Consider the following 14183-nt stretch of genomic DNA (forward strand, 5'->3'; position numbering starts at 1 on the left):
CGTGTCGATGGCGAAGTTGTCCGAGGACACCAGGCCCTCGTGTCGATGGCGAAGTTGTCCGAGGACACCAGGCCCTGGCCGATATTTCCGGCCGCATCACGCACCCAGGTCTGGTTCAGCACCAGCTGGTTAGTCGCGTCGGTCACGTCGGCGTTCGGCGTATAGGTGCCGGTCCAGGTGATCCCGCCGTCGGTGGTGATCAGCTCGGACAGCGTGCCGTTAGGCGCGGTCAGCGCCTCGCGGGTCAGGCCGGAGACGGCTTCGCTGAAGGTGATGGTCACGGTGGACGTCTCACCCGCACGCAGCGCGGTGTCGCTCAGCTGGATGGTGGCGGTTGGCAGCTGGGTGTCGATAGCGAAGTTGTCAGACTCGACCAGCCCCTGGCCGATATTACCCGCTGCGTCACGCACCCAGGTCTGATTGAGCACGATCTGATTGGTAGCATCGGTCACGTCAGCGTTAGGCGTGTAGGTGCCGGTCCAGGTGATCCCGCCGTCGGTGCTGATCAGATCGGACAGGGTGCCGTTTGGCGCGGTCAGCGCTTCGCGGGTCAGGCCGGAGACGGCTTCGGAGAAGGTGATGGTCACGGTGGATGCCTCACCCGCCTTCAGCGCGGTATCGCTCAGCTGGATGGTGGCGGTTGGCAGCTGGGTGTCGATGGCGAAGTTGTCCGACTCCACCAGGCCCTGGCCGATATTGCCTGCCGCGTCACGCACCCAGGTCTGATTGAGCACCAGCGGGTTAGTCGCGTCGGTCACGTCGGCGTTCGGCGTATAGGTGCCGGTCCAGGTTATACCACCGTCGGTGGTGATCAGCTCGGACAGGGTGCCGTTCGGCGCGGTCAGCGCCTCACGGGTCAGGCCGGAGACCGCCTCAGAGAAGGTGATGGTCACGGTGGACGTTTCACCCGCACGCAGCGCCGTATCGCTCAGCTGGATGGTGGCGGTTGGCAGCTTTGTATCGATCGCAAAGTTGTCCGACTCCACCAGGCCCTGGCCGATATTGCCCGCCGCGTCACGAACGTACGACTGGTTCAGGACGATCAGATTGGTGGCGTCAGTAACATCGGCGTTCGGCGTATAAGTACCTGTCCAGGTAATGCCGCCGTCGGTGGTGATCAGCTCGGACAGCGTGCCGTTAGGCACGGTAAAGGCTTCACGGCTCAGGCCGGTGACGGCTTCCGTGAAGGTCACGGTAACGACAGTGCTTTCACCCGCGATCAGCGCAGCGTCGCTCAGCGCAACGGTGCCGCGTGCGTATTGGTGACGTCCGCGCCGACAGCCGTGAATCGCCGCTGGATCTGCACCTTCCGATATTGCCCGCCGCGTCACGAACGTACGACTGGTTCAGGACGATCAGATTGGTGGCGTCAGTAACATCGGCGTTCGGCGTATAAGTACCTGTCCAGGTAATGCCGCCGTCGGTGGTGATCAGTTCAGACAGCGTGCCGTTTGGCGCCGACAGCGCTTCGCGGGTCAGGCCGGAGACCGCCTCAGAGAAGGTGATGGTCACAACGGACGTTTCACCCGCACGCAGCGCGGTGTCGCTTAGCTCGATAGTGGCGGTTGGCAGCTGGGTGTCGATCGCAAAGTTGTCAGACTCCACCAGGCCCTGCCCGATATTGCCCGCCGCATCACGCACCCAGGTCTGGTTCAGCACCAGCTGGTTAGTCGCGTCGGTCACGTCAGCGTTCGGGGTCCAGGTTCCGGTCCAGGTGATGCCGCCGTCGGTGCTGGTCAGCTCGGACAGGGTGCCGTTTGGCGCCGACAGCGCGTCGCGGGTCAGGCCGGAGACGGCTTCGCTGAAGGTGATAGTCACAACGGACGTTTCACCCGCACGCAATGCGGTGTCGCTCAGCTGAATTGTGGCCGTCGGCAGCTTCGTGTCGATCGCAAAGTTGTCCGACTCCACGAGGCCCTGACCGATATTGCCCGCCGCGTCACGAACGTACGACTGGTTCAGGACGATCAGATTGGTGGCGTCAGTAACATCGGCGTTCGGCGTATAAGTACCTGTCCAACGGTAAAGGCTTCACGGCTCAGGCCGGTGACGGCTTCCGTGAAGGTCACGGTAACGACAGTGCTTTCACCCGCGATCAGCGCAGCGTCGCTCAGCGCAACGGTGCCGGTTGGCAACTGAGTGTCGATGGTATACGCAGCGGAGAGCGTCAGCCCCTGCAGTGTGTTACCCGCCCGATCCTGGATCCCGGTATTATCCATAAAGATCACATTACCGCTGCCGTCATTATCACTTTCGGCGGTCAGAGTACCGGTCCAGGTGATACCACCGTCAGCAGAGCTAAACTCACTCAGCGTACCGCTGGTCGGATTAAGGTTAGTACGGCTGAAACCGCTGACGGCTTCAGAGAACGTCACCGTCACAACCGTACTGGCACCTGCCTTCAGCGTGTCATTGCCCAGCGTAATACCGACCGTCGGCCGCACACCGTCAATATCGTAGCTGATGCTGGTGCTGCCCTCGCCGGCGTTGCCCGCCCGATCGCTGACGCCGGCATTATTCAGGATGATCTGATTGCCTGCGGCAGTAATGCCCGTCGTCGGCTCCAGGCTGGCCTGCCAGGTCACGCCACCGTCACTGGTGAACAGTGTGCCAAGCGTGCCGTTTTCCACGCTGATATCGTCGCGGGTCAGGTCGGTCACCGCTTCGGTAAAGGTAATGGTGACGGTAGCGTACTGCCCCATTCCCAGCAGCGGGTTACTAATGCTGATAGTGGCACCCGGCAACACCGTATCTACCACGATCGCGCTCTGCCCGCTCAGCGAGTTCTGCGCCCCCGCTTCAGGCAACGTCAGATCGGCCGCCGTACCCGCCGCGTTTTGCAGCGTCGCACCGTTCAGTTGCAGCGCGGCGTTGCCGCTGACCTCAAGATCGGCGCTGTTATCACCCGCCTGCACCAGATACTCGAACTGCAGCTGGTTCGCAGCGCTCTGCCCGCTATAGGTGGCATAACGGGTCGCACCGCCGACGTCGAGCTGCAATGTCGGGCGGCCATCGGTGGTGTCGAGGGTCAGTTCAGCACTGTAATTAACGGTAATCACCACCGTCTGGCCACTTTTGTAGTAACCATCCGGGCTGGAGGCCGTCACGCTGGTGACCTGCGGGGCGGCCACCGGGGTGCCCTGTTGAACAATAACCAGCGAGTTCATCCACACGTTCTGGGTATCGATACCGCCATTCGCCGTGCCGCCGCTGTCTTTCACTCCGATCAGGGTGAACTGACGAAGTGTTCCGGAATTAACATCCCCGCTGGTGGTGTTGCTGGTGTTGCTGTAGCGGATTCCTTCCACCAGAGTACTGGCGGCTGCACCGCTGATGCCCCCGGCAGAAGAGAGGACCAGGCTGGCCGAAGATCCCGACACAATCAGACTCCAGCTGAGGCCATTCAACGCGGTGGTGCCAGAGGCCGACTGTCCAAGGGTGATGGTGGTGCCGTCAACACTCAACACCTCATGGTTGCCATCAATCAGCAAATCGGCCGTCAGGGTCAGTTGCGTTATGGTCTGTCCGGCTTCCACCGGATCGATGGTGACCTGGCTGAACAACTGGGCCTGTGGCGTGCCTGCGTTGAGCCAGGTGAGGCTGTTATTCAGGCTGATTAGCGGCGCGTCGTTAACGCCGTTCACCTCAACCTGCAGGGTGGCGGTACTGCTGGTGCCATCGTCACCGTCGCTGACGGTGATGCTGATACTGCGGGTGTCGGTGGACGGATCGCTGTTGTTACTGTTCTGGTAAGTCAGCGCACGGGTCAGCGCCTGCACCGCCTCCGGCGTGGCGTTCGCGTTAAACGCCACCACCAGGTCGTGCCCCTCGCTGCCGCCGCTGACGGTACCGATCTCCACGCCGTTATAGCTGACGCTGCTGCCGTTCACGCCGATGACGCTACCCGCTTCGCCGCCGGTACGGATGCTCAGCACATCTTCGCTGCCGTGGCCGTTAGCGGTGATCGACACGGTCAGGCTGCCGCCGTCAAGGTTGGCCGAGTCGCCGTCGGTGACGGTGGCATCGCTGCCGGCATCCAGCAGCACCGGGGCAGCGCCTTCGGTGTAAGTGACGCTGTCGCCGTCCAGCCCGCCGATCGTCGGCGCGCTGTTCTGCTCTGGCTGGATCGCCAGGTTTACCCAGGTCGTGATATTGGCAGAAGTGTAATCAACGCCGCCGTTATCCGTCCCGCCATTATCCCAGACGGCAGCGAACAGAATTTCACGCATGCCGGTGCTTTCGGTATTGTTATTGCGGTAGGTAATACCCGCCACCAGCGCCGTTGCGGCTTCCGCGCTGATGCCCTCTGCCTTAGTCAGGCTCAGGTAGCTCTGGCCGCCCGTCTGCGAGACGCTCCATCTGAAGCCATGATCCGCCGTGACGCCGCTGCCATTGGTCAGCGGCAGATCGCTGCCGTCGATATGCAACACTTCACTGCTGTTGGCGGAGCTGCTGTAGGACCAAATGCGGATCACAAAATCAGTGATGGCCTGGCCCGCTTCAACCGGATCGATGTTGATGCCGTTGAACAGGGTTAAGGCGCTGTCGCGCTCGCTGTAGCCGTAGCTGCCGCCGCTACCCGCAACGACAGGCGCATCATTCACGCCAGTCACACTCACCTGCAGGGTGGCCGTATTGCTGGTGCCGCCGTCGCCGTCGCTGACGGTGATGCTGATGCTGCGGGTGTCGGTCGACGGATCGCTGTCGTTGCTGTTCTGATAAGTCAGCGCACGGGTCAGCGCCTGTACCGCCTCCGGCGTGGCGTTAGCGTTAAACGCCACCACCAGATCGTTGCCATCGCTGCCGCCGCTGACCGTACCAATCTCCACGCCGTTGTACGTGACGCTGCTGCCGCTCACGCCAATCACGTTGCCCGCTTCGCCGCCGCTGCGGATGCTCAGCACATCTTCGCTGCTGTGACCGTTAGCGGTGACGGCAGCGGTCAGGCTGCCGCCGTCGAAGTCGGCGGAATCACCGTCCGTTACCGTGGCATCGCCATTGGCATCCAGCACTACCGGGGCCGCGCCTTCGGCGTAAGTCACGCTGTCGCCATCCAGCCCGCCGATGGCCGGGGCGCTGTTGACTGTCGCGTCGAGCATGATATCAAACCAGGTGGATACCCCCGTCCAGTTCATGGTGTCGCTGCCGCCGTTTGCCGTGCCGCCGCTGTCCTTCACGCTGCTCAGCTCGAACTGACGGAAACCGTACTGCGCGTCGCTGCCGGTGTTGCTGTAGGTGATAGCAGACACCAGCGCGCTGGCTGCCGCGCCGCTGAGCCCCTGCGCTTTCGACAGCGTCAGGATGGAGATGCTGCTACCGCCCGATATCGTCCAGCTCAGACCACTGATTGCCGTGGTGCCGCTGCCAGCGGTTAACGGGATCACGCTGCCGTCAATGGTCAGCGCATCATTCATGTTGCCGTCGTTCCAGTAGTTCCAGATGGTCAGCTGCAGTTCGGTGATGGTCTGCCCGGCTTCCACCGGATCAATGGTTACCGAGTCGAACAGGGTCAGTTCGCTGCCGCGTTGCTGGTAGATCTGGTAATGACCACTGCCGTAAACCAGCGGCGCATCGTTCACGTCGGTGACGTTAATCTGCAGCGTGGCCAGGTTGCTGGTGCCACCGTCGCCATCGCTGACGCTGACGGTAACGGTGCGGATATCGGTGGATGGATTGAGGTCGTTGCTGTTCTGGTAGGCGATCGCCCGCACCAGCGCCTGCACCGCTTCCGGGGTGGCGTTGCTGTTCAGCGTCACCACCAGATCGTTGCCGTTGCTGCCGCCGGTGTAGAAGCCGATATCCAGGCCGCTGTAGTTGACGATGCTGCCGTAGGCGGTGATCTGTTTACCCGGTTCACCGCCCGTGCGGATAGTCAGAACGTCTTCGCTGCCGTGGCCGTTAGCGGTGATGGAAACGGTGAGTGCGCCACCGTCAAAGTTCGCCGAATCGCCGTCGGTAATCGTGGCATCCGCCCCGGCATCCAGGGCCACCGCATCCTGCCCTTCGGTATAGGTGATGCTGTCGCCATCCAGGTTAGCGATCACCGGGGCGCTGTTCGCTGCCAGCGGGGCCAGCGCCATATCAAACAGGCCGATCATAGAGGCACTGTCGCTGTCCTTACCGCCGTTTGCCGTGCCGCCGTTGTCTTTCAGCAGCGACGCGCTAAAGGCGCGGTAGGTGATGGTACTGTCACTACCAATGTAGCTGTAGGTGGCCTCATTAAGAATGGCGCTGGCCAGTTCCGGGCTGACCCCTTCCGCTTTGCTCAGCGTCAGCGTGTAGCTCCCGTCTGCACTCTGCGTGACCGACCAGCTGAAGCCATTGTTCTGGGTAGTGCCACTGGCTTCAACCAGCGGGATAGCGCTGCCATCGATATGCAGAATATCTCCGGCACCATAGATACCATCGTTGCCGGTGTCGGTGTTGACGCCGCTTTCGCTGTCGCCGTAGACGTTGCTGACACTGCCGATCGCCATTTCCGTGATCAGCTGCCCGGCTTCCACCGTATCAATGTCCACCCCGGTAAACAGCAGCGCTTCACTGCCGCGTTCGGTGATGATCTCGTAATTGCCGATACCCGGGTTCTTCGGCGCATCATTGTGGCCGATCACCGCCACTTCCACGGTGGCAGGGGTGCTGGTGTGGCCATCGCCATCGCTGACCGTGATGCTGATGCTGCGCGTCTCGGTGGACGGTTCGCGCATATTGCTGTTGCTGTAGGTTAAGGCGCGGGTCAGCGCCTGTACCGCTTCCGGGGTGGCGCTGCTGTTCAGTGACACCACCAGATCGTTGCCCGCCGTGCCGCCGGTGACCATACCGATCACCGTTCCGCCCCAGGTAACGCCAACGCCGTTAAAGCCAATCTGCCCGCTGCCAGTACCGTCATTGCGGATGCTCAGCACATCTTCGCTGGCGGTGCCGTTGGCGGTAATCGAGACGGTGAGTTTGCCGCCGTCAAAGTTAGCGGAATCGCTGTCGGTAACGGTGGCATCACCACCGACGTCCAGGGTGATGGCCGGGCTGTCTTCGGTATAGGTGAGGCTGTCGCCATTGAGGTTGCCGATCGCCGGGGCGGTGTTCTGCGCCACGCCGCCGATCGGTTTGATATCGATAATGTCAAAGTTCTGCAGGACGGTCATTTCTGAAGAAGTGAACACCGCCTGAGTGATATCATCGAACGCCCCCTCCATATAATCCCACAGGGTCGGCCTGCCGGCCGTGCCCGAAAGCCGCATGACACCGGTGGAGCCATTGGCATAAGTGACTTCAACATCGACCAGGTTAGTTTCAGACGCCAGGTTGAAGGCGGACAGGTCGAAGGTATAGCCGTCCGGTGCCTTGATGGTCAGCACCGTGCCGTTGCCACTGACAGAATTATAATCATAGGCATAAAGCCCCTGCAGCCCCCCCACCTGGTCAATGCTTAAGAAGCCCCCGGTCTGTGGCGCTGAAAACGTAAAGGTATAGCCACCGATGTTTTTGGTGGCTAACCAGGGATCGCTTGCGGACGCCGGAACAATATCACTATCGATCAGCCTCACCTGCGTCAGCAGCCCCTGATAGCCCTCCACCGCTAACGCGGTAGTCTCAATCTCCCCGCTGTGCTTTTCCAGCGTCCAGTTACCGCCCAGCAGGCTGCTGCCGGTGGCATCGCTGGAGGCGGCCACATCCGCGCCGGTGGCGGTGGCCAGATCGCGGATAAAGGCGTCACCGGTTGTGCCTGCCGCCACATCGCAGCCGTAGAGCAGCAGATCGCCGTCGGCGGTCAGCGCCTGGCCGAGGGTGGTCAGCGCAGCCTGTACGTCGGCGGTGTGGATCGCGCTGTCGGTCAGCACGAAGCTGCCGAGGTTAATCTGACCATCGACGCCGTGCGAGAAGATATGCACCGCGTCGTAACCGCTGTGGGTTGAGGCCCAGTCTGCGATCTGCTGCAGGCCGTTGCTGCTGCCGTCAATCAGTACCACCTCGACGCCGGGTTTAATGCCGTCTATCAGGCTCTGATAGCCGTCAACCGAGGTGTCCACAAAGGCCACTTCGAGGCGTGCCGGGGTGGCGGTAGCGGCGATCGCCACCGCATCACTGCTGGCGTTCGGGTCGCTGTTCTGGCTGACATCGCTGTTGTGGCTCTGCTGTTCAGCGCCCGCATCCTGCGTGGCGTCGCTCTGGCGGGTATCGCTGCTGGCGCTGGTCTTTGCGCTGTCGGCATGGTCATCGGCCGTTTTCGCTACCGCGCTGTCGCTGTTGCTCAGCGTGGTGGTCACCGTGGCGGCGACCGCACCATCGAACAGCATACGTGGCTCCAGAAGCCAGGCGGAAGGCGCAGCCGCTCGCGCGCCAGCATTGCTTTTTTGTCCACGTTTACCCCGGCCGGCGGCCGGTGCGTTGTTAACGTTTTTAAACCAATTCTGCCATGCCATGCTGACACTCCTGTGCAACGCCGCCGAAGTAGCTTCGCAGCGAAATAAAAACCGTTGATTGAATGTTGTAATTTCCGGCAGCGTCCAACCTTGACAGGGGAACGAAACCTGCTAACAGGACGAAGATGCCGTTATATTTAGCAAAAAATATTTACGATTTAAAGAGGGGGAATAAGAAAAATCTTAATTTGAGATAAGGATAAAAATCGCGTTAAAACAGAGAAATAAAAAACCCGCGCCGGGGCGCGGGTGGAAATTTGCGATAAGTCAGAATTAAGTAAAATTAACGTTTTTACATTATCCCGCGCGGCGCTGACGCAGGGCATAATTCAGTACCACCGCAAAGCAGAGCAGCGGCAGCAGATAGGCCACCGCCGTGCTGTAGCGATCGGCCAGCGCCCCCATCAGATACGGCATAATCGCACCGCCGACAATCGCCATAATCATCAGCGAACTGGCGCGTTTGGTGTGGGTGCCCATGTTTTTCACCCCCATGGCAAACAGCGTCGGGAACATGATCGACATAAAGAAGAATACCGCCACCAGCGCCACCACCGACACGCCGTCAATCCCCGCCACCACCAGCGCGCTGAGCAGGATATTGATCGCCGCATAGGCCACCAGCAGCGTGGCCGGGCGAACATAGCCCATCAGCCAGGTGCTGAAGAAACGGCCGACCATAAAGCTTACCATCGCCACCGACAACAGGTAGGAGGCGTTCTGGTTCGACAGGGTTGCCCAGTGTTCGGTGGTGTAGTTAATAAAGAAGGCGCCGACGCCGACCTGTGCCGCCACGTAGAAGAACTGGGCGATGACCCCGCCGGTAAAATGGGCGTGCTGCCACAGCCCGCGACCGTCGTGGCTGCTCTGTTCCGCCTCCTGGCTGCGGATATCCGGCAGACGGGTACGGCCAAAGATAAAGGCAATCACCAGCACCAGCGCGGCGATCGCCACATAGGTGGTTTTTACCGAGTCCAGGCCTGCCGTTCCGCTCTGCTGAGTGGCGGAGAAGAACAGCGAGCCGCCGATCACCGGCCCGACAAACTGCCCCAGCCCGTTAAAAGACTGCGCCAGGTTGAGCCGCCGCTCCGCCCCTTCCGGCGCGCCGAGCACCGTGGCATAGGGGTTGGCCGCCGTTTCCAGGCAGCCTAATCCCAGCGCGATCACAAACAGCGCCAGCAGGAACAGGGCAAAACTGGCCGCCCCGGCGGCGGGCACAAACAGCAGCGCGCCCAGCGCATAGAGGCACAGGCCGACCAGAATCCCGGCCTTGTAGCCGTAGCGCTCCATAAAGAATCCAGCGGGAAGCGCCACCACAAAGTAGGCTCCGAAGTAGGCCGCCTGCAGCAGGCCGGACTGGGCTTTGGTCACGTGCAATACTTCCTGGAAATGCTTGTTGAGCACGTCGAGCAGCCCGTAGGAGAGCCCCCACAGGAAGAACAGTACGGTGACCAGCATAAACGCCAGCCGGAAAGCGGCAACAGCGGGCTGACCGGCGCGCTGCGCCGGGTGAACGGATTTATTGACGAGCATGTTTGGTTCCTCGGTTACTGTGGCCAGTACAGCGAAAAACACCGGCATTAACTGGCCCTGACGGGCCAGCGGATGAGTCAGTTAAGGTTGGTCGGTCAGTGAAAAGATGTTTTCCATTGGCATCCACTTCTCGCCGTCCGGCGTCCATGGGGTGGCACACTGGTAGCGCCACATCAGCGCTTCCCACTCCTGCACCTTCGGGTGGCCGAGGCTGGCGGCGTTAAACGCGGCGGCATCGTAGTCAGCCCCGGTCTCCGTCACCATCACCAGCCGGGTGCCCAGCAGGTAAATCTCCATGCTGAGAATGCCGTGCTGGCGCAGATGGGCGGCAATCTCCGGCCAGATGCGCTGATGGTGCTGACGGTACTCCGCGATCAGCTGCGGGTCGTCCTGCAGATCCAGCGCCTGGACGTAGCGCTGACCGCCGCTCATGTCAGCGCCCGATCAAGATGCTGGTAGCCGCCGTCCACCGACAGCCACTGCCCGGTGGTGTGCGACGCACGCGGCGAGAGCAGGAACACCACGCTGTCGGCGATCTCCTCAGCGGTGGTCATGCGCTGCCCCAGCGGGATGTTCTGCGTAATCTGCTGCAGCTTCTGCTGCGGCTGGTCAAAGGTGCCGATCCAGCGCTCGTACAGCGGCGTCATCACTTCCGCCGGGATCACCGCGTTAACGCGAATGCCGTCAGCCAGCAGCGCCGCCGCCCATTCGCGGGTCAGCCCCAGCACGCCGCCTTTCGCCGCCGCGTAGCCGCTGGTGTTGCCCTGCCCGGTCAGCGCGGTTTTGGAACTGATATTGACGATCGCCCCGTGGCTTTCGCGTAAGGCATCCAGACACAGGTGCGCCATCAGGTAGTAGTGCACCAGGTTTTTCTCCAGCGACGCGACAAACGCCTCGCGCCCCGCCTCCAGGCCAACGCTGTCGTTGACCCCGGCGTTGTTCACCAGCCCGTCAATGCGGCCAAACTGCGCCTGCACCTGCGCCACCGCCGCCCGGCACATCGCCTCATCCTGCAGCTCGGCGTGAATAAACTCTGCGGCGGGCTGCTGCTCATGCAGCTGCGCCATCAGTCCGGCAGGCGGCACGCTGTTGCTGATAATCACCGGTATCGCCCCTTCCTGCGCCAGGCTCAGCGATATCGCCGCGCCGATGCCTGAACCGCCGCCGGTCACCAGCACCACTTTGTCTTTCAGGTACAGATCCATCACCCTTCTCCAGTTATAAGCCTGTGCCGTCAGGCTCCAGGTAAATGCGGCTGGCGTTGCCGCCCAGTATCGCCGCCTGCTCGTCGGCTGACAGCGTGGCAATCGCCTGCTGGCACAGCTGCCAGCCGTGCTGATACGGCCCGTCCAGCAGGCACACCGGCCAGTCTGAACCGAACAGCAGGCGATCAGGTCCGAACAGTTGCAGCGCCGCATCATAGAACGCCAGCAGCTCCGCGTCACCGCATCCGGCCGGGCGCGGTTCGGTCAGCAGGCCGGAGAGCTTGCAGCTGACGTGCGGCAGCGCCGCCAGCGGCGTGACCTGCCGCACCCACTGTGCCACCCCGGCAGCGATATCCGGCTTGCCGAAGTGATCCAGCACCAGCGCCCCCCGATCATGGCGGGCAGCGAAGGCCGTCGCCGTCGCCAGCTGATCGTGTGTGACGAGCAGGTCGTAGACGTAACCCGCCCGCTGGATCTGCTGCATACCGCGCGTTACCGCCGGCTGTTGCATCCAGCCCGCGCCGTCCGCCTCATCCTGGATCTGATGGCGGAAGCCGCGCAGTTTAGCCTGCCCGGACACCTCCTCCAGCGAGGCGGCCAGCGCCTCACCGGCCAGATCGACCCAGCCGACCACCGCCAGGATCTCGCGGTGGTCGCGGCTCAGCTGCAGCAGCCACTGCGTCTCCTGCCAGTGCTGACGCGCCTGCACCAGCACCGCGCCATCCAGCCCGCGTTCCGCCAGCAGCGGCCGCAGCTGCGGCGGCAGAAAGTCCTGCCGCAGCTGCGGCATGGCGTCGCTTATCCAGCCGTACTCCGCCGGCTGGTAGCGCCAGTAGTGCTGATGGGCATCAATACGCAGCGGCATCGGCCAGCTCCGGCTGCTGATAACGGTACTGTTCGATGGACGACGCGTGCATCTCAATCGAGAAGCCCGGCGCGGTCGGCGGCATATAGGCCGCACCTTTGATCACGCACGGGTCAACAAAGTGCTCGTGCAGATGGTCGACAAACTCGATCACCCGCCCTTCGTGGGTCGCGGCAATCGACAGGTAGTCGATCATCGACAGGTGCTGCACGTACTCACACAGCCCCACGCCACCGGCGTGCGGGCACACCGGCAGGTTGTACTTCGCCGCCATCAGCATCACCGCCAGAATTTCATTGACCCCACCCATGCGGCAGGAGTCAATCTGCACCACGTCAATCGCGCCGCGCATAATGAACTGCTTGAACATAATGCGGTTCTGACACATTTCGCCGGTCGCCACCTTGACCGGTGCCACGCCCTCGCGGATGCGGCGGTGCCCTTCGATATCGTCCGGGCTGGTCGGCTCTTCGATAAACCACGGGCGGGCGAAGGCCAGCTGGTTGACCCAGTCGATCGCCTCGCCGGTTTCCCACACCTGGTTGGCGTCGATCATCAGCTTACGATCCGGGCCAATCACCTCACGGGCGATGGTCACGCGACGGATATCGTCCTGCAAATCGCGGCCAACCTTCAGCTTCAGATAGTCAAAGCCGGCGTCCACCGCCTGCTGACACAGTTTACGCAGCTTGTCGTCCGGGTAGCCCAGCCAGCCCGCCGAGGTGGTGTAGCACGGGTAACCTTCCGCCAGCAGTTTTTGCAGGCGCGCCTCTTTCCCCTGCGCCCGCTCATGCAGCAGCGTCAGCGCTTCGTCCGGGGTAATGCAGTCGGTGATGTAACGAAAATCGATGCAGCGCACCAGCTCCTCCGGGCTCATCTCGCCGACCAGCTGCCACAGCGGCTTGCCTTCCGCCTTCGCCCACAGATCCCATACCGCGTTAACCACAGCGCCGGTGGCGAGGTGGATGGCACCTTTATCCGGGCCGATCCAGCGCAGCTGGCTGTCGCTGGTAAACTCACGCCAGAATTTGCCCATATCGGCGGTGATATCCGCCAGCCTGCGGCCCACCACCAGGTGCTGCAGCGCTTTGATCGCCATACAGCAGATCTCGTTGCCGCGGCCGATGGTAAAGGTCAGCCCGTGGCCATTCAGCGCCGGGTTGTCGGTTTCCAGAATCACGTAGGCGGCCGAATAGTCCGGGTCCGGGTTCATGGCGTCGGAGCCGTCCTGCGACAGCGAGGTCGGGAAACGGATATCTTCGGTGCGTAAGGCGGTAATGGTGGTCATCGCTGCTTCCTTTTATTGTTATTTATGCCTGAACGGTTAACTGGCGCTGCTCGCCCAGCCCTTCGATGCCAAGACGCATCACCTGGCCGGCGCGCAGGTAAACCGGCGGTTTCTGGCCGAGGCCGACGCCCGGCGGCGTGCCGGTGGAGATCACGTCACCCGGCTGCAGGCTCATAAAGCGGCTCAGGTAGCTGATAATCTGCGGGATGGTAAAGATCATGGTGCGGGTGCTGCCGTTCTGATAGCGCCTGCCGTCCACTTCCAGCCACATGCTCAGGTTCTGCGGGTCCGGGATCTCATCGGCGGTGACCAGCCACGGCCCCAGCGGGCCGAAGGTGTCGCAGCCTTTGCCTTTATCCCAGGTGCCGCCGCGCTCAATCTGATATTCACGCTCAGAAACGTCGTTGATCACGCAGTAACCGGCGACATGCTCCATCGCCTGCGCTTCACTGATATAGCGGCCGCCCTGACCAATCACCACCCCCAGCTCGACTTCCCAGTCGGTTTTCTGCGAACCGCGCGGGATCTCGACGTTGTCGTTCGGGCCGCAGATGGCGCTGGTCCATTTGTTAAACACCACCGGCTCCTGAGGGATCTCCGCGCCGGTTTCCGCCGCGTGATCGGCATAGTTCAGACCGATGCAGACAAATTTACCCACCTGACCGACGCACGGCCCGATGCGCGGATTACCCTCCACCCGTGGCAGCGCGTTAACGTCCAGCTGGCGCAGTTTGTCCAGCGAGGCCGGTAATAACCCCTCGCCGCTGATATCGGTAAAATCAGCGGGCAGCGCGCGGATATGGCCTTCGTTATCGAGGATGCCTGGCTGCTCCGCGCCCGGCTGTCCGTAACGTAATAATTTCATAAGTTCTCCT

9 protein-coding genes are annotated in these 14183 nt (G+C 62.0%); all 9 read right to left on the minus strand.

From position 1 onward, the window contains the following. Positions 1 to 1193, minus strand: a 1193-nt coding sequence (locus tag ASF13_RS03860; RefSeq protein WP_200929768.1) for an Ig-like domain-containing protein, incomplete at its 3' end; no start/stop codon positions are given. 16 nt (positions 1194 to 1209) lie between these two features. Then, positions 1210 to 1911, minus strand: a complete 702-nt coding sequence (locus ASF13_RS24625) for an Ig-like domain-containing protein (protein ID WP_056232806.1) — start codon at positions 1909 to 1911, stop codon at positions 1210 to 1212. A 56-nt stretch (positions 1912 to 1967) separates the two neighbouring features. Further along, complete coding sequence (locus ASF13_RS03870; RefSeq protein ID WP_056232808.1) at positions 1968 to 8417, minus strand: Ig-like domain-containing protein; 6450 nt, start codon at positions 8415 to 8417, stop codon at positions 1968 to 1970. A gap of 297 nt (positions 8418 to 8714) precedes the next feature. Next, the gene (fucP, locus tag ASF13_RS03875) at positions 8715 to 9950 is read right to left on the minus strand and encodes an L-fucose:H+ symporter permease (protein ID WP_056232809.1); all 1236 of its coding nucleotides are present in this window, start codon (positions 9948 to 9950) and stop codon (positions 8715 to 8717) included. Between the two features lie 81 nt (positions 9951 to 10031). Further along, positions 10032 to 10382, minus strand: coding sequence for an L-rhamnose mutarotase (locus ASF13_RS03880; protein WP_056232811.1), 351 nt, complete (start codon positions 10380 to 10382; stop codon positions 10032 to 10034). Next, positions 10379 to 11155 carry an SDR family oxidoreductase gene (locus ASF13_RS03885; protein ID WP_056232813.1) on the minus strand — a complete coding sequence of 259 codons (777 nt, stop codon included), beginning with the start codon at positions 11153 to 11155 and terminating at the stop codon, positions 10379 to 10381. The genes ASF13_RS03880 and ASF13_RS03885 overlap by 4 nt, the downstream gene beginning before the upstream one ends. 13 nt (positions 11156 to 11168) lie before the next feature. After that, a complete protein-coding gene (locus tag ASF13_RS03890; RefSeq protein WP_056232815.1) occupies positions 11169 to 12020 on the minus strand; it encodes an amidohydrolase in 852 nt (283 codons plus the stop codon). Continuing rightward, positions 12004 to 13308, minus strand: coding sequence for an L-fuconate dehydratase (locus ASF13_RS03895; RefSeq protein WP_056232817.1), 1305 nt, complete (start codon positions 13306 to 13308; stop codon positions 12004 to 12006). Before ASF13_RS03895 ends, ASF13_RS03890 begins: the two co-directional genes overlap by 17 nt. Before the next feature lie 22 nt (positions 13309 to 13330). Further along, a complete protein-coding gene (locus ASF13_RS03900) occupies positions 13331 to 14173 on the minus strand; it encodes a fumarylacetoacetate hydrolase family protein (protein ID WP_056232818.1) in 843 nt (280 codons plus the stop codon). Between the last annotated feature and the right edge of the window lie 10 nt (positions 14174 to 14183).

The organism is Erwinia sp. Leaf53, assembly GCF_001422605.1.
Lineage (GTDB): Bacteria > Pseudomonadota > Gammaproteobacteria > Enterobacterales > Enterobacteriaceae > Erwinia.

Bases quoted from the DNA above. Each gene is read 5' to 3' on its own strand.
- ASF13_RS03870 (WP_056232808.1), bottom strand. From the start codon at position 8,417: ATGGCATGGCAGAATTGGTTTAAAAACGTTAACAACGCACCGGCCGCC.
- fucP (WP_056232809.1), bottom strand. From the start codon at position 9,950: ATGCTCGTCAATAAATCCGTTCACCCGGCGCAGCGCGCCGGTCAGCCC.
- ASF13_RS03880 (WP_056232811.1), bottom strand. From the start codon at position 10,382: ATGAGCGGCGGTCAGCGCTACGTCCAGGCGCTGGATCTGCAGGACGAC.
- ASF13_RS03885 (WP_056232813.1), bottom strand. From the start codon at position 11,155: ATGGATCTGTACCTGAAAGACAAAGTGGTGCTGGTGACCGGCGGCGGT.
- ASF13_RS03890 (WP_056232815.1), bottom strand. From the start codon at position 12,020: ATGCCGCTGCGTATTGATGCCCATCAGCACTACTGGCGCTACCAGCCG.
- ASF13_RS03895 (WP_056232817.1), bottom strand. From the start codon at position 13,308: ATGACCACCATTACCGCCTTACGCACCGAAGATATCCGTTTCCCGACC.
- ASF13_RS03900 (WP_056232818.1), bottom strand. From the start codon at position 14,173: ATGAAATTATTACGTTACGGACAGCCGGGCGCGGAGCAGCCAGGCATC.